This is a genomic window from Coleofasciculus sp. E2-BRE-01 (assembly GCF_040221695.1).
GTDB lineage: Bacteria > Cyanobacteriota > Cyanobacteriia > Cyanobacteriales > Coleofasciculaceae > Coleofasciculus.
Map to the genome: position 1 here is coordinate 114,896 of NZ_JAVKEA010000190.1, position 23,839 is coordinate 138,734.

General features: G+C 44.8%; 16 protein-coding genes. 9 read left to right on the forward strand and 7 right to left on the reverse strand.

Annotated elements, in window-relative coordinates; all coding sequences use genetic code 11:
• Positions 1 to 16 precede the first annotated feature (16 nt).
• The 5 genes from cutA to RIG66_RS23955 all read left to right on the forward strand — a co-directional run bounded on the left by cutA (position 17) and on the right by RIG66_RS23955 (position 3,015).
• A complete protein-coding gene (cutA, locus tag RIG66_RS23935) occupies positions 17 to 358 on the forward strand; it encodes a divalent-cation tolerance protein CutA (protein WP_446381203.1) in 342 nt (113 codons plus the stop codon).
• 253 nt (positions 359 to 611) lie between these two features.
• On the forward strand, positions 612 to 1,340 hold the full coding sequence (locus RIG66_RS23940; protein WP_446381204.1) for a phosphatase PAP2 family protein: 729 nt from the start codon (positions 612 to 614) through the stop codon (positions 1,338 to 1,340).
• A gap of 280 nt (positions 1,341 to 1,620) precedes the next feature.
• Positions 1,621 to 2,142, forward strand: a complete 522-nt coding sequence (locus RIG66_RS23945) for a TM2 domain-containing protein (RefSeq protein WP_446381205.1) — start codon at positions 1,621 to 1,623, stop codon at positions 2,140 to 2,142.
• Positions 2,143 to 2,164: 22 nt separating this feature from the next.
• Positions 2,165 to 2,569, forward strand: a complete 405-nt coding sequence (locus RIG66_RS23950; RefSeq protein WP_446381206.1) for a ribosomal maturation YjgA family protein — start codon at positions 2,165 to 2,167, stop codon at positions 2,567 to 2,569.
• Between the two features lie 74 nt (positions 2,570 to 2,643).
• Positions 2,644 to 3,015 carry a hypothetical protein gene (locus tag RIG66_RS23955; protein ID WP_446381207.1) on the forward strand — a complete coding sequence of 124 codons (372 nt, stop codon included), beginning with the start codon at positions 2,644 to 2,646 and terminating at the stop codon, positions 3,013 to 3,015.
• Between the two features lie 59 nt (positions 3,016 to 3,074).
• Here the strand turns inward: RIG66_RS23955 and RIG66_RS23960 are convergent, their stop codons facing one another.
• Positions 3,075 to 8,846, reverse strand: a complete 5,772-nt coding sequence (locus tag RIG66_RS23960) for an AAA family ATPase (RefSeq protein WP_446381208.1) — start codon at positions 8,844 to 8,846, stop codon at positions 3,075 to 3,077.
• 5 nt (positions 8,847 to 8,851) lie between these two features.
• Positions 8,852 to 10,279, reverse strand: coding sequence for an adenylate/guanylate cyclase domain-containing protein (locus tag RIG66_RS23965; RefSeq protein WP_446381209.1), 1,428 nt, complete (start codon positions 10,277 to 10,279; stop codon positions 8,852 to 8,854).
• A 609-nt stretch (positions 10,280 to 10,888) separates the two neighbouring features.
• Between RIG66_RS23965 and RIG66_RS23970 the strand changes: the two genes are divergently transcribed.
• Both RIG66_RS23970 and RIG66_RS23975 read left to right on the forward strand, forming a co-directional pair.
• Positions 10,889 to 12,178, forward strand: a complete 1,290-nt coding sequence (locus tag RIG66_RS23970; RefSeq protein WP_446381210.1) for a DUF389 domain-containing protein — start codon at positions 10,889 to 10,891, stop codon at positions 12,176 to 12,178.
• Between the two features lie 4 nt (positions 12,179 to 12,182).
• Positions 12,183 to 12,965, forward strand: coding sequence for a hypothetical protein (locus RIG66_RS23975; RefSeq protein WP_446381211.1), 783 nt, complete (start codon positions 12,183 to 12,185; stop codon positions 12,963 to 12,965).
• A 53-nt stretch (positions 12,966 to 13,018) separates the two neighbouring features.
• On the opposite strand, the gene RIG66_RS23980 is transcribed toward RIG66_RS23975, so the two are convergent.
• The 3 genes from RIG66_RS23980 to RIG66_RS23990 form a co-directional block, all read right to left on the reverse strand.
• Positions 13,019 to 13,240 carry a hypothetical protein gene (locus RIG66_RS23980; protein ID WP_446381212.1) on the reverse strand — a complete coding sequence of 74 codons (222 nt, stop codon included), beginning with the start codon at positions 13,238 to 13,240 and terminating at the stop codon, positions 13,019 to 13,021.
• 501 nt (positions 13,241 to 13,741) lie between these two features.
• Entirely contained in the window at positions 13,742 to 15,220 is a 1,479-nt protein-coding gene (locus RIG66_RS23985; protein ID WP_446381213.1) for a serine/threonine protein kinase, read from the reverse strand.
• 234 nt (positions 15,221 to 15,454) lie between these two features.
• The gene (locus RIG66_RS23990) at positions 15,455 to 17,881 is read right to left on the reverse strand and encodes an ankyrin repeat domain-containing protein (RefSeq protein WP_446381214.1); all 2,427 of its coding nucleotides are present in this window, start codon (positions 17,879 to 17,881) and stop codon (positions 15,455 to 15,457) included.
• 162 nt (positions 17,882 to 18,043) lie between these two features.
• On the opposite strand from RIG66_RS23990, the gene RIG66_RS23995 reads away from it, so the two are divergent.
• Both RIG66_RS23995 and RIG66_RS24000 read left to right on the forward strand, forming a co-directional pair.
• Positions 18,044 to 18,667 carry a hypothetical protein gene (locus RIG66_RS23995; RefSeq protein ID WP_446381215.1) on the forward strand — a complete coding sequence of 208 codons (624 nt, stop codon included), beginning with the start codon at positions 18,044 to 18,046 and terminating at the stop codon, positions 18,665 to 18,667.
• A 181-nt stretch (positions 18,668 to 18,848) separates the two neighbouring features.
• The gene (locus RIG66_RS24000) at positions 18,849 to 21,182 is read left to right on the forward strand and encodes an ATP-dependent helicase (RefSeq protein WP_446381216.1); all 2,334 of its coding nucleotides are present in this window, start codon (positions 18,849 to 18,851) and stop codon (positions 21,180 to 21,182) included.
• Positions 21,183 to 21,730: 548 nt separating this feature from the next.
• Here RIG66_RS24000 and gatB read toward each other — a convergent pair.
• The gene (gene gatB, locus RIG66_RS24005; protein ID WP_446381217.1) at positions 21,731 to 23,215 is read right to left on the reverse strand and encodes an Asp-tRNA(Asn)/Glu-tRNA(Gln) amidotransferase subunit GatB; all 1,485 of its coding nucleotides are present in this window, start codon (positions 23,213 to 23,215) and stop codon (positions 21,731 to 21,733) included.
• Between the two features lie 93 nt (positions 23,216 to 23,308).
• Positions 23,309 to 23,836, reverse strand: a complete 528-nt coding sequence (locus tag RIG66_RS24010) for a hypothetical protein (RefSeq protein ID WP_446381218.1) — start codon at positions 23,834 to 23,836, stop codon at positions 23,309 to 23,311.
• Between the last annotated feature and the right edge of the window lie 3 nt (positions 23,837 to 23,839).

The following is a 23,839-nucleotide window of genomic DNA, read 5'->3' on the forward strand; positions in this document are numbered from 1 at the left end:
ACAGAGGAATGGTTCTATGGAAAAGACATCAACCTCTAGCTATGGTGTAGTCTTGGTAACGGCAACGTCAAAAGAAGAAGCAGACGCGATCGCTTCATCCTTAGTGGAAGCGCGAATGGCAGCTTGTGTCAGTATTACGCCCGTGCGATCGATTTATTCTTGGGACGGAAAGGTGAATCATGACCAAGAGTGGCAATTGGTGATTAAAACCGATTTATCTCAGTTTGACCAGTTAGCTGCCAAAATTCAGGAGTTGCATAGTTACGACGTTCCTGAAATTATTGGTTTGCCGATTATTGCTGGATCTGAGGCTTATTTACAGTGGATTTCCGAGAATGTATCTGTGAAAAAATTGTAGGGGCGGGTTTAGGGACTTTCGTTTCGCCATTGATGATAAGGTTGAATCAAAACCAGTCCAGTTGTAGGGGCGGGTTTAGGGGCTTTTGTTTCGCCATTGATGATAACATTGAATCAAAACCCGCCCTGACCTAGATAGGGATGAGGAATAATTAGTTTCTTGATGCCCTTTGTCCTCGACTGTGGGATAATCAGACTTTTGAGGAAGTCGCCCTTTTTCTAAAGTTGTACACCGTCACATTTCGTTCTGTTTAATGTCTACTTATGAACTCTCAAAGCGTATCCAATCCTTCTGGAAATTTCTCGTCAAATTATTAACCAGCAATTGGCGTTCTCTGGTCATATTATTTCTGGGTATCTATATCCCCGTGCAAATCTTCGGAGAATTAGCCGAGGAGATTTGGAAAAACGAAGGGGGTTTTCCCTGGGATGTGCCAATTTTATTAGCGATTCACTCAACAACTTCCCCTCAACTCGATGCGTTTGCGATAAACCTGACAAAGTTGGGTGCATATTGGGGGGTGTTTCCCTTAGCTGTGGCGATAGTACTGCTCTTGGCATTCCGACGCCAGTGGCGATTCCTTACCTATGCGCTGATAACCTATTTAGGCAGTGTTATTATTGTTCGTACCGCTAAGTCAACTCTCCAGCGAGTACGTCCGAGTTTGTGGGAATCCCCTGCGCCAGAATCGGATTATGCGTTTCCCAGTGGACACGCGATGGGAAGCGTAACGTTTGCGATTGTATTAATTATTTTGACCTGGAATACCCGTTGGCGTTGGGTGACGGTGATTGGAGGTATCGTGTTTGCGATCGCGATTAGCTGGACGCGGATGTATTTAGGGGTTCATTACCCCAGTGATATTATTGCAGGTTGGATGGCATCCATTGCTTGGACAGTTGGCGTCTGTTTGGTGATTAGACCCCACAGAAGTCAGCGACGACTGGAGAAAGAAGAGAAAGCGGCTACAGAAACGTCCTAACATAGGGGCTGCTGAATAAGTGTTCCCTATCCTCACCACAAGACGTTCCACCGGAACGTCTCTACTACAGCAACCCCGATATAGTGAAACCCGTCCCTACATTTCTCAATTCTTAAAACGTTTCGCTCAAAGTTTGGCGATAATGAAAGAAAGCGTGTAAAGAACCACAGGACAACTTACAGTGGCTGGCTTTCAGTTAATCACGCTGGAGTTTAAGCCGATGCAGCCTGTGACTGGAAGAGAGCGCTTTGGCTAAACCAAACCAAGAGGAGGATTGGCAATGGATATAAATAGACGTGAAGGGAGTTATTTGTTGTGGTGCGGCTTTCTGTTTGGATTTGGAGGATTGCACCGCCTCTATAATGGTAAAATTGCCACAGGTTTGTTGTGGTTTTGTACGGGGGGATTATTTGGGGTTGGTCAATTCGTTGACTTGTTTCTGATTCCCGGCATGGTAGAAGAACATTATCTCAAATATGGGAAGCGCGATCGCATCACTGGAGAAGCAACGGTTTCTGGTTCACCCACATTAGTCCAGCCTTATCATGCTCCTGCTACTTTAAACCATGACTCCTTTGTTGTCCAATTAGTAAAAGCGGCTGAAGCGAGAGGCGGTAAATTGTCCGTGACTCAGGGGGTTGTCAATACGGGACGAGGGTTTGCGGAAGTAGAAGCGACGTTGAACGATTTGGTCAAGTCCGGGTATGTGAATATTGACAATGACCCCGATACAGGCGTTGTCGTTTATGCGTTTCCAGAATTAGAGTTGAGTGCTAATCCTGAGTTAAAGCGATGGGTGTAGGGAGGTTGACCACTATCCTATTTTGAAATATCGCATTATTCTGCTCATCAGCATTATCCTGATTGCTCCTTTGGGGTATGCAGTACGGTTTTACGCACCTGCACCGGAATGGCTGAATGACCGACTGGGTAGCTTTGCTTATGAGATTTTCTGGATTCTCTTGGTTGGACTTTTCTTTCCCCAAGCGTCACCCCTGTGGACGGCGGTAGGCGTCTGTATAGTTACTTGTCTCCTGGAGTTTCTGCAACTATGGCAACCTCCATTTTTGCAAGCAATCCGAGCCACGTTACTGGGTCGGGTTATCTTGGGGAATACCTTTACTTGGTCAGATTTCCCCGCTTATTTTATCGGGAGTTTTCTGGGTTGGGTCTGGATGCGATCGGCTTTGGTCTACTCGCGCCAGTCACATCGCCAAAGTAAATCATAACTCAATACGTCACCGCTTAAAGGCTGGACAGTGTACAATCTGGCTGTATCGGACTTATACGCTGGGAGTGCTTTGTGTATTATTTTCATGAACCGCCTTATTTATTGTTAGTGATGGGTTTATTGGCTGGGATTACCTGTGGTGCGGCGTTTGAAGCCACACTGAAACAAAAGGTACAGGAATGGTCAAAAAACCGTTCCTCTCGCAGTCTGGCTCAAATGCAAGGATTGCCATTATTCATCCCATTCCTAGGAATTTCCGCCGGAATTTGCGTATTTTTGGCGGCTGGGCTAGAAATTTTTAGCTTTCCCACATTCCTGGCTTACACCATTTCCCTACCCCTAACTCTATTCATTGGTTGGTTAGTGTGGTATCAGTTGGGTAAACTTTTAGGACAGCTAGAACGAGGCGGCTCAAAAGCCATAGACCTCGATGCCTGGGAATAGAATGTAGAGACGCGCCATGGCGCGTCTTGATTGTTGAAACCCCAACCCCCCATTCCGCCTCACCCATTCCCCTTGATGCGTTTAAGATACAGTTGAGCCACTCTATCCCTAGGACTCAACCGTAAAACCTCTTCAAACCCTTGTGCGGCTTGCTCAACAGCCTGGAGATGATAGAACGATAACGCCTCAGTAAACAGTTGCAATGTCGCCAACTTCCCAGCTTTTATCTCCGGAGAATCCGCATCAAAGACTTCATAAACTGTGACTAATTCCGCTTTTCCCTTAACCTGTACTTGACCAATTAAACGAATCGCATAGTCAGTCGGTTGCTGTAACCCTAAGAACGTATGATGGGAAATTAACAACGACACACCATACTCTTTCGTCAATCCTTCCACACGAGACGCCAAATTCACCGCATCACTGATTACCGTCGTATCCATGCGATTGCATCCCCCCACTGTCCCCAACATCAAAGAACCCGTATTAATTCCTATGCCAATTCTCAGGGGATTATCACCTTGATTCCGGCGTTCTTGATTATACTCTCTCAGTCGATGCAACATGGCAATTCCGGCGTTCACCGCATCATTAACCTCACCGCCAAAGAGTGCCATAATCCCATCGCCAATATACTTATCGATAAACCCTTGATTATCCACAATCGTCGGTTCCATACATTGTAAATAAGAATTAATCAATTTGAAAGTATCATCCGGTGTGATTGTTTCCGAGAGTTGGGTAAAATCCCGAATATCAGAAAATAACACCGACATTTCCTTCTGCACCTGATCCCCGACTTGTACCTCCACAATACTGTCCTTATCCAAAAACTGGAGAAATTGACGCGGCACAAACCGGGAAAATGCCAGATTCAGTTGAGAGAGTTTTTGCGTAAATCGTTCGTGTTCAGCCTCAGCGTAGCGACGTTCTGTAATATCTTGAAAGGCGACAATCGCATAAATAACATTCCCCTGTTCATCAAAAATAGGTGTTCCCCACGCTTCGATGGGAATAATTCTATCGCCATGATGGATTTCAATATCATCCGCCGTCGCATATTCACCGCGTAAGGCTTTTACCATGGGTAATTTATCATTAGGATAAAGCTGATTGGTTCCAGCGATATAGTTTTGATAAATTTCAGCAATTTTATCATAGTTTAGATCGGGTAAAATTCCTTTGCCGAGTAACTCCTGCGCCCGTTGATTCAAGTAGTGACTTTTGCCCCGCTTATCGATAACCGCGACTCCCACAGGGACGGCTTCTAAAAGTTGACTTAATCGACTTTCATTGCTGCGAAGTTCGGCGTAGAGTTTAGCATTATCAATCGAGATTGTGGCTTGAGAGGATAAGAGTTTCAGTAGTTCTAGTCGGTCTGAGGTAAAAGCACCCGTCGTTAAATTATTTTCTAAATAAATCAATCCGGATAGTTTGCCTTGATTCAGCAATGGACTACACAAAATCGACTTAGACTGATTTTGGATCACATAGATATCTTGGGTAAATTTACCCTGATTCATGGCATCATGTAAAACCACTGTTTCGTGGGTACGTGCTACATAATTAATAATACTTGTTGCCACAGCGGTACTACTTTCTACTGGAATCGACTGTAACACCTTAACCGTCTCCTGATTCACCGCCGCCTCCGCTTCAATCAGCAGTTCTCCTTGAGTAGACAGAATCAAATAGCCTTGAGTTGCACCTGCATTTTCAATCAGAATTTGCATGAACTTTGCCAGCAATTGATCCAAAAGTATTTCTCCTGACAAGGCTTGGGAGGCTTTCAGAACACTGGTTAAATCTAAGCGAGACGAATCACTGCTATCAGAGGTTTGAATAAAGGGATTGACATCGGAGGTGTTCCTGTCGGCTGAACGGAAATTTGCCCGCCGTTCAATTAACTGAGAATGGCGTTCCTCTAAGTCCCTAACTTTAGCATTTGCTCCCCAGCGACTATAGCAATAATGCGCTTTAGTCATATACGTTTGAGCAATTTCTACTCGATTGAGACTGAGATAAAATTCGGCGGCGCGTTCATAGGCTAAGGCTTCTTCTTGGATATACCCATGTTCTCTTGCCCCCTGAATCGCGTGGTCGTAATCGTCCATTGCCTTGAGGAAGTCTCCTAAAATTCGCGCTTTCTCTGCTGCCACTAAATCATACTTATGCTGATAGTTCATCGGGGCATAATTCGCCCAATGTTGCATTTTTTCTTGATTAGCAATGACTTGCTTTAAATACTGTTCTTGTTCAGAGGGTTCTACAGTTGGATACTGCGCCAAGAGGATGAGTGAATTGTAGAACAGATGAATCGCATAAACAATTAATCCCTGTGCTGATCCGGCAAATGCCTCAGTCTGATGGGTTACGGAAATCGCTAAATTAAACTCTTTAAATAAATAACTGAGGATTTCTTTGGCTAAATAGGCAAAAAAGAGTAAGGTATGATTATTGGTTTGGTGTAAGTAGGGCAGAGTTTTCTGTTCATCAAAGCTATCCCCCCGCAATTGCACTACTGACTCGACTTCTCCAATTAAGTTCAAGCAGACTTGTCGCCAGAGTTGGGTTAAATAAAGGGAAAATGTATGGTTTATTTTAGAGAGGGATTTAATATAGTGTTTATGCTTTTTCTCGACAACATCCAGGGGAGTACCAATAAAAAATGAATAGGTACAATCATTGGTCATGCAATACCCCGCATATTCTAAATCCCCGGTTTCCAATCCCGATTGAATTGCCGATCGCAAGGGAATTAAGGTATCCTTAGCATGGGCTTTCCAGTGGTGGATATAGACGTTAAACAGGTGCAGCACTTTACACTTAAGCGCCTTTGCTTCTAATTGATCTAAAAGTCTCAGCGCTAATTCCCCGGCGTAATAGCCTTCCTCTATTTTTCCCAACATTCCACAGAGAAGCAATCCATACACTGAATAGGCGTAAGTAGACTCTGGCAGAAGTCCATAGGTTTGACAAAGATTGACCATGGTTAAGATTACCTGAAACAAGAGTTCCGGCTTGGCTAAATAGGTAGCTGATGCCACGGTAACCAGTAGTCTCATTGCCGCTTTTTTCTGCGGATCAGTCATTTGGGGAAAGTCGTCTAAATCGGTGAGCGAGGGTAACTCAACTTGTCTATTTCCTCCGTTAGACTCGACTAAAAAAACATCCAGCATTTCCAGGGTTTCTAAACCAATATCAATCGCCTGAAGTAGCTGGTTTTGGGCGATACTAATCTGCATCATCAGTTCATAGACTTTGACGCGATCGCTCAATGCATTAGCTTGGTCTAAAATAACCGTTCCTAACTGTTTTGCGGCGGCAAAATTTCCTCGTAAATAGGCGGCTTCGGCAGCTTCATAATAGAGTTTTACTGTTAAATCATACTGAAGCTGCCAGCTATCCGTGGCTAACAAATTCAGTCCTGTATTTAAATAATTAGCCGCCGATTCATAAGCCGTGGCAGCTTTGGCTTTTTGTCCAGCTAAGAGATTCAATTCAGCCAGTTCATTTCTCTCAGACTGATGCGTGATTAACGAGATACCCACATTTAACTGATTGACAATATCAAAGAGTTTCTCGTCCTGCTTTTCTGGTGGAGTTGTTTTCAGCATAAACTGACCAATTCGCAGGTGAATGGCAGGTTGCTCCGTTTCAGGAATTAACGAATAGGCAGCTTGTTGAATTCGGTCATGAATAAATCGATATGAAGGATTAACCGTGACACTGATTGGTGACGTTAAAGAAGAGGAATTTTCATTCTGATCATTGTCAGTGAAATAACTAGACGTGGTGAGTACAGCAGATTGAATAAATTTGTAATCTTCACCGAGAGGAATAATTAGTCCTGCTTGAACCCCCTCCCATAAGTCAATGGCAGTTTCTAATCGTGATTTATCATAAATAGTGGCTAACGTGGTTAAATCAAAGACATTACCAATCCCAGCCGCAAGCTGTAAAGCCGACTGAGTATTTTCCGATAACGTTTGCAGTTTTTGGGCGATAAATTCAACAACGTTATCGGATACCGTTTGCGCTGCAATCTCTTGAATATCCCACTGCCATGAACCTGAATCAAAATCAAATTGAAGTAACCCTTGGTTATAAATAGAGGTTAAGAACTGGTTAGCAAAAAAAGGATTTCCTTGAGTTTTGTCCCAAACCAGTTCTGCTAGGGATTTTACCTCCTCTAAAGAACAATCCAGCGCATCGGCAATTAGCTGATTGAGGTGGATTAACTCTAAAGGACTAAGATTAATTTGATTAACTGCTACACCCAGATTAGGACTCTTCTCCAGCAACCTATTTAAAGGATGAACCGGATTAATTTCGTTATCCCGATACGCGGCAATAATTAAAAGATAACGACTATCGATATCAGTCAGTAACCGTTCCAGCAAATCCAGAGACGCAGAATCTGCCCATTGCAAATCATCTAGAAAAATAACCAGAGGATGTTCTGCTTGAGCAAACACCTGAATAAACTGAGCAAACAATCGATTAAAGCGATTTTGCGCTTCTGTCGCCGGAAGTTCGGGTACAGGAGGCTGTTGACTGATAATCAGTTCAAGTTTAGGAATAACGTCAATAATAACTTGACCATTAATACCAAACGCCTCTAACAGTTGAGAACGCCAATCAGCAATTTTTGCTTCACTTTCGGTTAAAATTTGTCCGATTAAGTCAGAGAAGGCTTGCACTAAAGACGCGAAGGGGCGATTCTGTTTAAATTGGTCAAATTTACCAACTATAAAATAGCCCCGTTCTTGCACAATTGGTTGATGAAGTTCATGGATTAATGCCGATTTACCAATCCCAGCGGAACCAGATACGAGCATTAATTCTTTGCTGCCATTAGCCACACGGTTAAAGGCGGCGAGTAAGGTGACTAATTCAGCATCTCTACCATAATTTCTTTGAGGAACTTGGAATTTTTCACTGACATCATTTTCGCCAACGGGAAAGGGTTCGATAAAACCATTTGCCTCTAATTGCATCAGACAAATCACTAAATCCGCTTGAAGTCCCAAGGCACTTTTATAGCGTTCGTCTGCTGTTTTCGCGAGGAGTTTAAGCACAATATCTGAAACCGCCTGGGGTATCTCCCCCACTCCCTTACCTTTACTCCCGTCTAAAAGATGGGGAGGTGTGGGATATTTTGCCAGATGGCAATGCACTAACTCCATCGAATCTTGAGCCTCAAAGGGGAGGTTTCCGGTCAACAATTCATAAAAGGTGACACCCAGCGAGTAAAAATCTGTGCGATAATCCACATATCGGTTCATTCTGCCCGTTTGTTCCGGGGAGATATAGGCTAAAGTTCCTTCGATAACATTGGGGTTTTGTAGAGTCGGATTTTCCCGACTCAAAACACTGGCAATGCCAAAATCAATCAGTTTAATTTGTCCGGTTTGGGGATTGTAAACAATATTACTGGGGTTAATATCTTTATGGATAATAGTAGCGGCGTGGATTTGATTTAGACTATCGGTTATTTTAATCGCGATATCTAGAAACTCAGCCAGAGTCAGTGGATGGTGATTAAGCAATAGCTGTAAAGAATCGCCGCCGAAATCCTCGAATATAATGACTACGTTGTTTTGATACTGTTCTAAGCGATAGGCTTCGACGACGCCTGCCAAATTGAGACGGCGAGTGAGTTGATATTCCTGCTTATATTTGCGAATCTCTTCCGGTGTAGGATAATTAGTCTTCAGGCGTTTAAGGATAACCGCTTGCTGATCCGCTTGGCGAATTCCTCGATAGACAATCGATTGAGTGCTTTCATAAATTTGGCATAAAATCTGATAACCGGGAATGTTAAACATAGATTTTAGGGAGGGGTGTAGGTTCCGGAAAAACAGCGTAACTGATAAATTCGAGCCACGCTATCTTCAGGGTTTTGGCGCAAACACTGTTCAAACAGACTGGCGGCTACGTCAAGCTTACCCAGATTGTAAAATAACAGGGCTTGTTCAAAGGTTGTTTTTGTGACTAACTTAGCCTGTTGCATTTCCGATTCATCTGCATCAAAGACTTCATAAACACTCACCGCCTCAGATTTTCCCTTAACCTTAACTTTATCAATCACACGAAAACTGTAGTCATTGGCATTATTGAGCTGGCAAAACGTGTGGTGAGAAATCAACAACGGTACACCATAAGCTTTAGTTAATCCTTCCATCCGATACGCTAAATTAACAGCATCACTAATCACCGTACTATCCATACGCGATGCACCGCCTACTGTACCCAACATCAACGAGCCTGTATTAATCCCAATGCCAATGTGAATCGGCACATAGCCAGTTTTGGTACGATGACTATTATACTCAGCCAGCCGATGCAACATGGTAATTCCCGCCTTAAGTGCATCATCGGCACTACCGCTAAAGAGTGCCATAATCGCATCGCCAATATATTTATCAATAAACCCTTGGTTATCAATGATTGCTGATTCCATGCGACTCAGATAGGAATTAATAAATTTGAAATTATCGTCCGGATTCATTTTTTCTGAAAGGCTGGTAAAGTCGCGAATATCAGAAAATAGCACTGACATTTCTTTCTGGACTTGATCACCCAGTTGCACATCGACAATACTATCTTTCTCCAACAATTGAAGGAATTGGCGGGGGACAAAGCGGGATAGGGCTTGATTGAGGGCAAACAGATCCGTGGTAAACTGAAGGCGTTCGGCTTCGGCTTTTTTGCGTTCGGTGATGTCTTGAAACGCCGCGATCGCAAAAATAATAGTCCCGTCTTGATCAAATATCGGTGTTCCCCAAACCTCTAGGGGAATCACCTGATCCCCGTGGCGAATTTCTAGGTCATCAGCCGTGGAAGTTTCACCCTGAAGCGCTCGCACAATCGGTAACTGCTCAAAGGGATAAAGTTGGTTGGTTCCGCTGCGATAAATGTGATAAGCTTTAGCTAATTTTTCCGCATTGACTCCCAGAGGGATGCGATGTCGGGTTAACTGTTTTCCCTTACGATTAATATAGTACAGACATCCTTGATGATCCAATACCGCTACACCCACGGGCATCGCTTCCAGAAATTGCAACAGTCGTTTTTCACTATCGAGTACGGCTTGAATTGCCTGATTATGCAACTGGGCGGTAACGGTATCCGAATGTTCCGTTGTCGTCTCCAGCAGAATTTCTAAATCCGCATTTTCCTGCTTCAAGGCGGCGATTTCCTGACGCAGACAGGCATTCTCCAAAATGAGCTGCTTTAGGGAGGGGTGGTTAGGTTGCATAGGTGCGATCGGCTTTTTCCGGACGAGCTATAGTTTTCATATCAATCTGTTCAGCCTTATTTCGGAAAAAATGTCATTCGTCATTTGTCATTTGTCATTCGTCATTTGTCATTTGTCATTTGTCAGAGAATCGGTAAGGTAGAACTTTGAGTTAACTCCCTCTGCTTCCCCTGCTTCCTCTGCTTCCCCTGCTCCCTCTGCTTCCCCTGCTTCCTCTGCTCCCCCTGCTTCCCCAGCTCCCCCAGCTCCCTCTGCTCCCTCTGCTCCTCTGCCCTAACATCTTTCCGATGAGGGAAGTCAAAATGCATCCGGCGTATCACGCTTAAATGGAATGGCACTGACTTAAAATTCAGCCCTGAACTAAAGTTCGGGCTAAAAGCTCAAACCCGTTAAAACGGGTTAAATACTTACCCAGTAGGCTTTAGCTCACTTGAGCTTCGACAGGGAAATTCATGTCTTGGCTATACAAGTCAGTTAAATACTTACCCAGTAGGCTTTAGCTCACTTGAGCTTCGACAGGAAAATTCATGTCTTTGGCTATACAAGTCAGCAATATTCCTCTTAAGCGTGCCATTCCTCTTAAATGACAGGTAACTATGGGAGGATGAGGTGCGCCAACTTTTAATTCAAGTGCCGCGAGGACAAGGGGATAAGGTTCTCGATATGGCGAAAGCTCATCAGGGAACGAATCTGGCGCGGTTTGAGGCGTCTGATACCGAAGGAGAGCTAGATTTTGTGATTACTTATGTTCCCAATCGTCAGGTTGAGAGCTTTTTAGAAGCTTTAGATACACTTCCTGATTTACATCTGACATTAGTGCCTCGGGGGATGATGCCCCTTAAACCGCCCCCGTCAGAAGCCCCGCAACAAGTGAAAGAGGTGCAGTTACGCAGCCCCTTGGAGATATTTTTAGCGGGGTTGCAGAGTGTTGGTTCTTGGAAGGGATTTCTGGGGTATGCGGCTTGTGCTGGTGTGGTGGTTTGGATTGGGCTATTTACCAATACCATTTATCTACTCACCGCCGCGATGTTAATTGCGCCCTTTGCTGGACCGGCTATGAATACCGCGATCGCAACGGCACGAGGCGATTTATACTTACTTAAGCGTAGTGTCATCCGCTATGGTGCAGGGATTGGCGTGACGGTGGTTGTGGCAGGGGTTTTGAGTGTGATTATGCAACAGCAAGCCCCCACCAGTCTGATGATGGCGAGTTTTAAGGTATCATCAGTTACGATTCTCCTCCCCCTCATTGCCGGAACAGCAGGCGCTTTGAATCTGATCCAATCTGAACGCAGTAGTCTGGTTTCCGGAGCCGCCGTAGGTGTGTTAGTCGCCGCCTCCTTAGCCCCAGCCGCCGGATTAATCGGCATGGCAGCCGCGATCGCACGATGGGATATGGTGGTGAATAGTCTGTTCCTCCTCGTGCTTCAGTTAGCCGGGATTAATTTTTCTGGCGCGATTGTTTTCCGTCTGGTGGGGCTTTCCGCTAGGGGCGCTCGCTATAACCGGGGAAAGCGGTGGTTGTTTCCAGTCGTATTAGGGATTGGGGCGGTGATCATGGCAGGGTTGTTAACCGCGCAACTTTTGCAGGAACCCACTTTACAGCGAACCTCACTCGAACAGCGTACCTCAACGGAGATTCAGCAGGTAGTGCAGGAGAGTGATTTGGCAAAACTGGTGCAGTCGAATGTGCAGTTTACGCCGACTAAAATCGAGGGGCAAAATACACTACTAACGATAGTTTATGTGCAGCGTAACCCGGACGTAACGGCTTCTCCGGAAACCATTCAGACGCAGTTAACCCAAGCGATTCAAAGCCATTTATTAGAACAGGATTTCAATGTTACCCCCTTAGTGCAGGTGACTGTGTTGGAATTGCCAGATGTTTCAGAAAAATAGGAGAATGGGTGTACAACAATTATTCGCGATCGCAACATCTTCAGTGTTGAACGTATCATTAACCACGCTGCTAGCATTAATCTGCGCCATACTCCTGGCGATTGTCCATCTATTTGGTGGACAAATGCGCTTTCTCGATGTGATTCCTCGCAGTCAGTGGTTATCATTCGCCGGGGGCGCGTCGGTGGCGTATGTTTTTGTGCATTTATTGCCAGAACTCAATCAGGGACAACGAACCATTGAACAGACAGAAGGATTGGCGATCGCGTTTTTGGAAAACCACGTTTATTTAGTCGCACTTCTGGGTTTAACGGTATTCTATGGCTTAGAACATCTGGTTAAAGTATACCGACAAAATCAGCATAAACTTAGCGGTATCCTCTCTCAAGGACTCTTTTGGTTACATATTGGCTCGTTTTCCCTTTATAACCTGTTAATTGGTTATCTACTGATTCATCGCGAGGAACCGGGAGTAGAGAGTCTCTTATTCTTTTTTATCGCCATGGCGTTGCACTTTTTTGTCAATGACTATGGATTGCGGGATCATCACAAAGACGCCTATCATCGGGTAGGGCGCTGGGTTTTAGCGGGTGCAATTTTATGTGGTTGGGCGATTGGACAAGCTACGGAAATATCTGAAGCCGCCTTAGCCATGCTGTTTGCCTTTCTGGGTGGAGGAATTATCCTGAATGTGATTAAAGAAGAACTACCCGAAGAACGGCAAAGTCGATTTTGGGCATTTGCTTTGGGTGCAACTGTCTACGCTGGTTTACTCGTTTTGGGTTAGATTTTTGGGCGATTCAGGACAAGAGAGCCCCATCTTAACGTATCGATGGCGAATCAAGCACTGTCTTCGGATTTTCCATATTTAGCGTAGACCTGTTGAGGGGTTGCTGGCATTACGTTATAGTATTCTTCGCTACCGTTGCTCTTGCCAATCGGAGCTTGGTATCCACAGACAAACTCGGCTGTGCCGTCACTGAAGACATAAGCCCCACTGTAGTAACCCTCTTGGTCAGGATTACCAAAGCTTTCTTTGACAATTTTGGTTTTGTTGCTCATTTTTTTGTTCATCTAAAATCTCATTCTCAGTAGTCGGACACAATTAAACTTGAGTGTGAGGGCAAAGAAACACCTCGACTTACCTCGACTTCGCTCGGTAACACGCTCGGTGTGTCACAGAGAACAGTAATAATTTGACGCTTGTTAACATTTTCTAGTACAGCGGACATAATTGATGTCTAGGTATTTACTACTGCATATCTAATAAATGGTTCATTACGACTCCTCCTTATCATAAAGCATGTTCTGATATTTAATATTAAGTTTAATGTCAAGGAAAACGAAACTCAGCAATCCTTATCCTTTAAGTGACCTGAAGAACATCCCCATACTGACCCATTCAATCAAGGTTAAGGTATGGATAAGAGAAGAGTGCGATCGCGTCTTCAAATAGGAGAATGCTCCCACCAACTACCTTACCTTCTGATTGGCTAAGACTTTGAACCCGTTTTAACGGGTTTTAGCTTTTAGCCAGAACTTTAGTTCTCGGCTTAATTAAGATTAAATCCCCAGGAAATCAGTTATTTCTCTCACCAGCCACTTTTGATCTGCTCGGCTTAAAGCTATACCTAACCAATGCTTACGCCGATGCGACAGCAGCAAACACACGGTTATCGTTTTTCTAAGTAACGGTAACTTTATTTTGTCCAGGTTTATCGGATTTCTATCCGCCAATTGCCCCCGAACATTCCAGTAACATAAACCCAAAACCCACAGTTTTATCTGGAAGCCCTTTGGACTAATTTCGATCCAAGTGCGAGACGTGGCACGAATTAGGAAACTCCCGATACTAAACAGTCCTGTCACAACATAAATACTCAGAAATAAAAGACCAATAACGAGGAACCCAATACATCCATTTAATACCCAGTTGTAGATGGTTGTTGCAAATATAATATCTGGATGATGATTTAATCGAATCGTTTCAGCAATGTTACCAGAAAATGATGGCATAGCGATAACTTGAATCAGAAGCAAACCGATCAGATCCCACAACAGTAACGGTAAAATGGGTTTGATTATACGAGTCAGTCCCCTTAATAAACGGAAGCGATCGCGCTGTCGCCCTATCGGTTTAATTTCTAGAATTAATTTGTGCGGCGTCTTGAGTAATGCTATCCGCTTTTGGGGCGATTGGTAAAAAAGTTGTCCTATATTTTGCCTCAGTTTCTGTTGCCCCTGCAAGACAGATAAGGCATCTTTCGCATTAGCAAAACGATGGGCGATCGCAGGGTCTAGGATTCGCTCTAACCAATCGGCAAAATCCGGTGAAATTTGGACGTGGGGACGAAACTTAATTTTGAGCTGATGCTGAGGGAAATCAGCCGGAGATTTTCCGGTTAATAAAAATAGCAATGTTGCACCTAATCCATACAAATCCGTGGATAATACTGCTTGACCTCGATATTGTTCGGGAGCCATATAGCCGAATGTTCCCACTATCGTACTACCTCCGGTTACGGTGTGACGATAGGTATCGGAAACTGCGCCAAAATCCACAAGAAATACTTCTCCATTTTTACTGAGAATAATATTTTGTGGCTTAATATCGCGATGGATAATCGCTGGTGTAAATTGTTGTAAGTAAACCAGTATAGTTAATAATTCAATAGCTAAACGTTTAACGGTAGCTTCCTTGGGTTTCCACCCCAGTTCCACTAATTCAGCTAACGACTTTCCCGGAGCGAGTTGCTGAACTAGATAAAAATCACGGGTTTCCGGTGTATCTACCTGAAAATAGGCTAAATACTTGGGAATTGCGGGATGATTGAGTTGTGCTAAAATCCCGGCTTCGCGTTTAAACAAGTCTAAGGTTTTCCAGTCGCTCATCTGGCGTAGGGATAGGGATTTTATTGCCACGAGTTGACCTGTTTGTAAGTCTTTAGCCTTATAGGTTGTTCCCATACCGCCTTGTCCTAAAACATTGAGGATGCGATATCGTTGAGCCATGATGTTTTGACGAGAATAGAGTTGTGGCATTTTAATTAATAGGCTAGAAAGTCAATTTATTTTCTCAGGAAAGGTTGCTAAAATTAAATATATTTTAATAATATATAAAATATGAACAAGGGCGGATTTTCTTTATCAATTATCGGTGGAGAGGGCGGGTTTTGTTGTTTATTTATTGGTGACAAATAGTTTTAGTGGCTAAACCCGACCCTACAATTTACTTATTACTTTTTATCCCTAACTGTGATTACACAAAGCCACACTCTAGGGCATCGCACCGTAATCTTCGAGCAATTGTTTGATATACTTTTTTTTAGTCAGTTGTAGAGGAGTTTCACCGGAAAAATTTATCACATTAACCTCTGCGCCTCTAGCAAGCAACTGCACGACTAATTTCGACCAGTTATTTCTGACAGCTTTATGCAGCGGAGTGTCACCATTAAGATCTATAGCATTGATATCAGCACCTGAATTAACTAAAAATAAGGCAATATCCTGTAATCCTGTACAATGCAATGGTGTTTTGCCCTCTCTATTAGGAAGATTAATTTCTGCTCCTTTTTCAATCAGAAGTTTAACAGCGTCTAAGTTATTCCAAGCGGCTATATGAAGGGGACTATAGAATTGATTGTTTGGCATATTCACATAAGCACCGTTAGCAATTAATAGTTTGATCAGATCCAGATCATTATTTTCTTTAAAGTCGTCACGAGTTTGATTTGCGATCGCGACATGTAGCGGGGTGTTTCCTTGATTATTTCTGACATTAACATTTGCGCCATTAGCGATTAGTAACGCCACTCGATCTGGCTTGAGCAGAGAAGCGGCGTTATGAAGGGGTGTATTCCCCCAATTATCTTGGGCATTACTATTCGCATTTTGATCGAGTAATAGCTCTATAATTGTAGTATTGTCCGCTTTATGTAATGGCGTTTCTCCTTGGTTATCCTGGGCATTACTATTCGCACCTTTAGCCAGCAGAAACTCAACTACCTCGGTTTTGTCATTCTCTACCGCTTTATGGAGTGGCGTCTCCCCATAACTATTTCTGGCATTAACATCAGCAATAAGCAGTGCCGCGATTTCAGGAGAAGGGGCAAAATGCAAAGGCGTATTATCGTGGTAATCTTTAGCTACAATATTTGCCCCGCTTTGCAGCAGGAACTCTATCATCTTCTTAGACTCTATTTTGCTTGCCTGATGCAGAAGAGTACCATGGGGATGGTAGTCTGTATTAATCTCATCTGCCTCAATTTTGGCACCGTTTTCAATTAAAACAGCGGCAATTTCAGGAGAATGTGCTAGATGTAATGGCGTGCGATTTGTTTTGGCGTCTTTTATATTAACATCCGCCCCTTTATCAATAAGCAATTTGGCAATTTCAGCAGAACGGGCAACGTGTAAAGGGGTGATTCCGGGTAGCAATTTACCCCAATTCCAGTGATATCCATGTAATTGCTCCCAGTTGGGTTGACTTTGGGCATGAATATCAGCACCGTTGGCAATAAGTACCGCCGCAATGTCACGCGATCGCGCATAATGGAGAGGAGTCCAACCATACTGATCTGTGGCATTTACATCAGCACCAGCATTAATCAGTAACTGTGCCACTTCCGCTGAACCTACCCAGTGCAAAGGGGTTGTATAGTCTCCATTTCTGGCATTCACACCTAACCCGTTTTTGAGATACTGTTGAATTGTGGTACTATCTCCCTGTTCGGCGGCTTCATAAACCTGGGGCGGTGTCAGTCTGAGGGTGCTGAGGATGGGATATTTAAACGTATTAATTCCTACAATAATACTGGCTAAAAGTCCCACGGATACAAGGGGTTTCCAGAAGGCTGACTTAGAGGAAACGGGGTTAAGTTTAACGGAAACTCGCTGATTTTGTAACTCAGCCAGGGCGGTTTCAGCACAAGCGAAGCGGTGCTTTAAATCCGGTTCCAGCATTGTCTCCAACCAATCAGCAAAAGCTTCCGATATCTGCATCCGAAAACACCGGGAATCCGTTGTCAGATGATTGACAGGTAAATCGGCGGGAGAACGATGGGTGAGTAAAAATAACAACGTTGCGCCTAACCCATACAAATCGGTAGCTGGAACCGCTTGTCCCAGAAATTGTTCAGGTGCCATATAGCCAAACGTTCCCACCACAGTATGACTTCTGGCTAAGGTACTGTAATAGGTAGTTTGCACCGCACCAAAATCCACAAGCATTATCTGCCCATCATCGCCTCGGATGATATTTTCTGGTTTAATATCCCGGTGAATTACAGGCGGTGTTTGCTGATGCAAATAAACCAGGATGTCTAAGACTTGAATGGCAATCTGGCGAATTTCTGTTTCATTCCCCCGCCAACCGTTTCGGATTAATTCCGCTAGTGAGTGTCCGGGGGCAAATTGTTGGATAATATAGAACGTGCGATCGCGCGGTGTATCTTGATAGAAATAATCCAGATACCGAGGAATCCCCGGATGATTCAGTTGAGCCAACACCTGCGCTTCTCGTTCAAACCGTTCAAGTGCTTTCCAGTCATGAATCTGGCGCAGTGACAAGGCTTTCAGGACAACTCGTTCCCCTGTGTCTAAATCTTCGCCAAGATAGGTGATACCGCTTCCCCCCTTTGTCAAGGGTGTTAAAATACGATAACGTTGAGCGATCGTCTCCTCTGGTGCTTGTAGTTTTTCCATAGCCGCGTAACCTGTAACCTGATTGATGGAGTTGTCGCCTATGTTGCTATATGACTCACTCTATCTAGAGTATGCCCAAATTTGTTGCCAATTCTGTCACCCTCAGAGGATTTTAAGTGAAGTGAATTACTATTCTTATCGTTAAACCGAACTTTATTAGCCATGTCGTACAGTGACTTTACCCTCTATGAAATCAAAAGCCAATTTAACCTAATTATTCAGGAACGAGTAGAATTATTTAACCCGATAGAATCAGTCATCCCCAGCCCCATTTTGCAAGAAATTCTCGCCGAAAATATTCCTCTCGCCTTAGAAATCGATACCGAAAAAGCTCGTTCAGAATTAATTATTGCCCCTATCCTGGTTGAATTGCGAAAATCCTTCAATCGAAAAATTAGTATCTTTTCGGGTACAGAGTTTACCGTTGACAAACAGAAAGGACTCAACGGTAAATGCGATTTTCTGATTAGCCAGTCACCCGAACAATTATATATCAATGCTCCTGTCGCCACCCTAGTTGAAGCCAAAAACGATAACATCAAATCAGGCATAGCTCAATGTATTGCTGAAATGATAGCCGCTCAACTCTTTAACCAGCAGAGAAATCAGCAAATTTCCTGTATCTATGGCGGCGTGACGACAGGAAGTAACTGGAAGTTTATGAAATTAGTAGATAATACCGTATCCATTGAATCCGGAGAACATTTTATTGGTAATATAGAACTTATTCTGGGCATTCTTACTCAGATTGTCCATACCACCTTTGCCAAAAATGGTGACAGCTAATCGAATAGGGGATAAGTGAGAGGCTTTAGAGATTACGGAGGAGGATATTACCGATGCAGTCGCCTGGGTACGCCAAGACTCTGTGCTATAGTGATGCGAGTTTTTTCGATACGAATAAGTAGGTCAGTGGCAATAAACCTACCTGTATTAAGTTCTGGAAATAACCCTCAAACCCTTACAAATGACGAATGACGAAGGAAAAAGGACGATCTCCAACGTGACTCAAAACACCTTACAATTGTCCCTAACTGCTTTACGGGAACAGGAATTGCAGCGCCTGCGGAATAGTTTACGTCAGGGACAACAACCGATGGCAGATTGGCAGGGGGGTTCTCTGGCGGTGTCGGCGGTACCGGGTGCGGGAAAGTCTACGGGAATGGCTGTCGCGGCGGCTATTGCGATCGCACGCTATCAACTTCATGGTAAACGACAATTAGTGGTGGTCACGTTTACGCGATCGGCAGCGGCTTCAATTAAGGCGAAAATTCGCGATTATCTCAAGCCCCTGCGCTTACCCCAAAATAGTTTTGTGGTGTATACGCTGCATGGGTTAGCCCTCAATATTGCCAACCGCCATCCGGATTTATCCGGGATTAATTTAGATGCGCTGACGGTTGTCACCCCGAATCAAAGTCACCGCTTAATTCGCGCTTGTGTAGAACAGTGGATAGCCTCGAATCCGCGCCGTTATTCTAGTTTGCTGGAAGGCGTCAGTTTTGATGGGGAAGAAACGGAACGATTGCGGCGACAATCGGTATTGCGAACCGAAGTGTTACCGTCTTTGGCGTATACAGTGATTCACGAAGCCAAAAGTTCGGGACTATTGCCCGAAGACTTATGGGTAATCAGTCAACAAACCAATGACCCTTATGACATATTAGCGATCGCGGCGGGATTATACGAACAATATCAACGAGTGACGCGATCGCGAGACTTTATTGATTATGATGATATGATTCTGGCAGCGTTGCGAGTGCTAGAAGATAACACCGTGCGTCAACTCTGGCAGAGGCAATTCTTTGCTGTATTTGAAGACGAAGCACAGGATTCCAGTCCCTTACAATATCGCTTATTACAAACCCTAGCCACTGATCCAAGTAATCCTTACAGTCCCCTCAATTTAATCCGGGTGGGTGACCCAAATCAAGCGATTAACTCCACCTTTACCCCCGCTGACCCAATTTATTTTAATCGCTTTTGTACCGAATGCCAGGAACAACAGCGCCTTGCTACCATGGATCAAGCGGGTCGTAGTACACCGATTATTATTAATGCGGCTAACTTTATCCTAAATTGGGTGAATCAAACCTATACGCAAAACCAGGATGAATCCACTCGTCCTTTCCGCCCCCAAACCATCCATCCCGTACCCCCGAATGACCCGCAAACCGACGCCAATCCCCAGCCAGAGGGGAGAGGGTTAGAAATCTATCAACCCAGTGATATTTATCAAACGGTAGAATTGTTGGGACAACGGGTAATAGACCTATTTACCCGCAACCCAGACCATAACGCGGCGGTATTAGTCCGAGAAAATCGCCAAGGAAACTTTATCGCCCAGAAACTCGACTATCTCAAACGCCAGCATGGGATTGACGTGTATGATGTACAGGGGAGCGATCGCCATTCACACATTCCCGTTGAAATTCTGGCATTATTGCAATTTATTGACCGTCCCCATTCTCCCGATTACCTAAAAGCCGCATTAGACGTTCTGGTTAAACGCCAACTGATTCCCACCCAAGACTTAAACGCCCTCGCCACCTATCCCGAACAATTCCTCTATCCCGGACCCCTTGACCCCCATCCCACGCCCGCAGTCAGTCAAGCCGCCAGATACTGTCGTAGTCTATTACGGGCGCGTCTAGAATTACCCCATTACCAGCTTATTTCCTTCTTAGCCCTCACCTTACAGTACGACCAATCGGAACTCGCCACAGCCGATAAACTAGCCGAACGAGTGGTTAAACAAACCTATAGTAGCAGCGCCATGCCTGCTACCTTAGCCGCCTTGAGTGAAATTGTCTCCTCGGAACGATTTGAACCTGTCGAAACCGAAGACGCCGACTCTCGCTATCTACGTCGCCATCAACTCACCATCATCACCATGCACAAAGCCAAGGGATTAGATTGGGACTACGTATTTCTCCCCTTTCTCCACGAAGACACCATTCCCGGTAATCCTTGGGTACCCACCGCCGCCCAATTCTTAGGCGATTTCACCCTCGCTGAAGTCGCCCGGGCGCAAATTCGCGCCAGCTTACACGAACACCCCCTACCCACCGCCTTAGAAGCCTGGGAGAAAGCCGGACAACTAAAAACCGCCGAAGAATATCGTTTATTATACGTTGCCATGACCCGCGCCAAGCGACTCTTATGGATATCAGCGGCACAAAAAGGACCCTTTCGCTGGAATACATTCAGTGGACAAGCCTCAGACAACTTACAGATAAAAAAGCCCTGTCCCGTATTACCTGTCTTAACCCGTCGCTTCCCCGATTCAGTATGTTCGTAGTTGCGCTTGTAGTTGCGCTTTAGCGCCAGTTCATCGTCCCGCTGCACCACCATAAACCCTAAAATAAGCGACTACCTATTAAATCAGAGAAATAAAACCACCTTAGCCCTGAATGCGATCGCACAACCAACCCTATCCGATTTAACCATCTCACTGACGACTATAACCCATTCCCCGCTTCACTTGCCAATAACCGTTGCAGGGGTTCTATCAACAGCGGCAAGTTATTTCAATTGATGAGCTTTAACAATCGCTAACACATCCTCTCGTTTCACCGTTATCCCCCCACTCATTCATCTAATACAACCGCTAAAAATTACCATTTCATCTTTACCTTTAACCTGAATCGTACCTTACTCTTTAAACGAATGCTTGCCCACTATAGCTAGGGGCTGCTGAATAAGTGTTGTGGTGAGGGGGAGCTCTTGAAGCTGGGGAAGCCAATGTAGAGACGTGCCATGGCACGTCTGGGAGCTGGGGGAGCAAGGATACATTTTTCTTGAGCAATGGTGCGTTACGCTCCGCTAACGCACCCTACGATTTACGATTTATCCTTTCAACTTTTTACCTAAAAGCTGGTTGGTTAATTTGGGATTTGCCCGTCCATTGGTTTCCTTCATCACCTGTCCCACAAAAAACCCTTGCAGCTTGGTTTTACCATTCCGATACTGTTCCAATTTCTTGGGATTCGCGGCAATTACTTGATCAATGATGGCTTCCAGTTGGCTGACATCAGAGATTTGAATCAGTCCCCGACTTTCAGCTATTTCCTTAGCTGAACCGCCTGTTGCTAGGAGTTCTGGGAGAATTTCTTTGGCAATTTTGCCGCTAATCGTATCCTCTTCAATCAACTGAATCAGTTCTGCCAACACTAACGGTTTGAGCGCAATTTCGGTAATCGCCAGTTTCTCCGTATTCAGATAAGCAGCAATATCTCCCATCACCCAGTTTGCCACTTGTTTGGGATTGGCATTAGCGGTTACAGCGGCTTCAAAATATTCGGCAACCAGTTTATCTTCAGTTAAGACGCGGGCATCATACGCCGAAAGCCCGAATTTCTCTTCATAATGATGCCGTTTCTCGGCGGGAAGTTCGGGGAGTTCACTACGCCATTGTTCGAGTTGTTCTTTAGAAACTTCAATCGGGGGTAAGTCGGGTTCGGGGAAGTAGCGGTAATCGCTAGACCCTTCTTTAATCCGCATACTAATCGTGCGTTGACTTCCTTCTTCCCAGAGGCGGGTTTCTTGGACTATCGGTTCCCCGGTTTCAATTGCCTCGATTTGCCGTTCGATTTCGTAGTCAATGGCTTTTTGAATGGCGCTAAAGGAGTTCATGTTTTTGATCTCAACTTTCACGCCAAATTCTTTTTGACCGACGGGACGCACGGAGATATTCACGTCACAGCGTAGGGAACCTTCCTGCATATTGCCATCGCTGATACCCAAGTAACGCATAATCCGGCGTAATTCTTGGGCATATTCGGCGGCTTCTTTGCCAGAACGCAAGTCGGGTTCTGAGACAATTTCTAGGAGGGGGATACCTGCACGGTTGAAATCGACGAGGGAGTAGGTGGAACCAGAGAGTCGGTCACTTCCGGCATGGACGAGTTTTCCGGCGTCTTCTTCCATGTGCAGACGGGTGATGCCGATTTTTTTGTCGAGGGGGTTTCCGTCGTCATCAATGAGTTCGATTTCTAACCAGCCATGTTCGGCGATGGGAAGGTCATATTGAGAGATTTGATAATTTTTGGGTAAGTCGGGATAAAAGTATTGTTTGCGGTCAAATTTACTATAGGGGGCGATTTGGCAATTGAGGGCTAATCCGGCTTTGACGGCGGATTCCAGGACTTTTTGGTTGAGAACCGGTAGCACGCCGGGGAGTCCCATGCATATCGGGTCAATGTTGGTGTTGGGGCGAGTGCCGAATTCTGTGGAGGAGTAGGAGAATATTTTGGTGGCGGTGTTGAGTTGGCAGTGGGTTTCTAGACCGATTATGGCTTCGTACTTGGTTTTGGCGGGTGCTGCGGTGGTCATCTGTTTCTTTGTCAGAGTTTTGGTCTATTTTAGCGTGGGGGTTGGGATCGTCATTTGTCATTTGTCATTTGTCATTTGTCATTTGTCGTATGATCAACTCTCCCCAATCACTCGATCGAGAGTGTGGCGAATAATCTCCCGTTGTTGGGCATCATATTGCCAACGTTCCAGAAACGCCTTATAACTTCCCTCTCCGGTGATGGCACTTTCCCGTAACGCCACTACTTTTTCCTGCACTTGAGGGAGATTAATTTGTTCAATTAAATGGATCGTTCGTCTTCGTACTCGATCTGATCCTTGCGCCATGGCTTCATTCTGATTCCGACGGTGGGTAATCGCCATCGCAGCGGACATGGCTAAGTTTTTCACCAACAGTTCAGCGACGGTATCCGGTGAGGATTGCAGGGCTTGAATTACCTCTGGCGAGGGAGTATCCGCTAAACTGTCGTCAGCGGTGAGGTACGTGACAAAGAACCCTCTAGCACCATTTGTGGTTTTCACCAATTGGGCGATCGCACTCGCCGCGTCTACTTGGGAGAGTTCACCGGATGACAGTTGGGTCATCAGCGACTGAGTGAGTGCGATCGCGTCGTCAAAGGTCACATCGTCTGGAATATCCACCTG

Excerpts from the sequence above, each read along its gene's own strand:
- cutA (WP_446381203.1), top strand. The coding sequence starts at position 17 with ATGGAAAAGACATCAACCTCTAGCTATGGTGTAGTCTTGGTAACGGCA.
- RIG66_RS23940 (WP_446381204.1), top strand. The coding sequence starts at position 612 with ATGTCTACTTATGAACTCTCAAAGCGTATCCAATCCTTCTGGAAATTT.
- RIG66_RS23945 (WP_446381205.1), top strand. The coding sequence starts at position 1,621 with ATGGATATAAATAGACGTGAAGGGAGTTATTTGTTGTGGTGCGGCTTT.
- RIG66_RS23960 (WP_446381208.1), bottom strand. The coding sequence starts at position 8,846 with ATGTTTAACATTCCCGGTTATCAGATTTTATGCCAAATTTATGAAAGC.
- RIG66_RS23965 (WP_446381209.1), bottom strand. The coding sequence starts at position 10,279 with ATGCAACCTAACCACCCCTCCCTAAAGCAGCTCATTTTGGAGAATGCC.
- RIG66_RS23975 (WP_446381211.1), top strand. The coding sequence starts at position 12,183 with ATGGGTGTACAACAATTATTCGCGATCGCAACATCTTCAGTGTTGAAC.
- RIG66_RS23980 (WP_446381212.1), bottom strand. The coding sequence starts at position 13,240 with ATGAGCAACAAAACCAAAATTGTCAAAGAAAGCTTTGGTAATCCTGAC.
- RIG66_RS23985 (WP_446381213.1), bottom strand. The coding sequence starts at position 15,220 with ATGCCACAACTCTATTCTCGTCAAAACATCATGGCTCAACGATATCGC.
- RIG66_RS23990 (WP_446381214.1), bottom strand. The coding sequence starts at position 17,881 with ATGGAAAAACTACAAGCACCAGAGGAGACGATCGCTCAACGTTATCGT.
- RIG66_RS23995 (WP_446381215.1), top strand. The coding sequence starts at position 18,044 with ATGTCGTACAGTGACTTTACCCTCTATGAAATCAAAAGCCAATTTAAC.
- RIG66_RS24000 (WP_446381216.1), top strand. The coding sequence starts at position 18,849 with ATGACGAATGACGAAGGAAAAAGGACGATCTCCAACGTGACTCAAAAC.
- gatB (WP_446381217.1), bottom strand. The coding sequence starts at position 23,215 with ATGACCACCGCAGCACCCGCCAAAACCAAGTACGAAGCCATAATCGGT.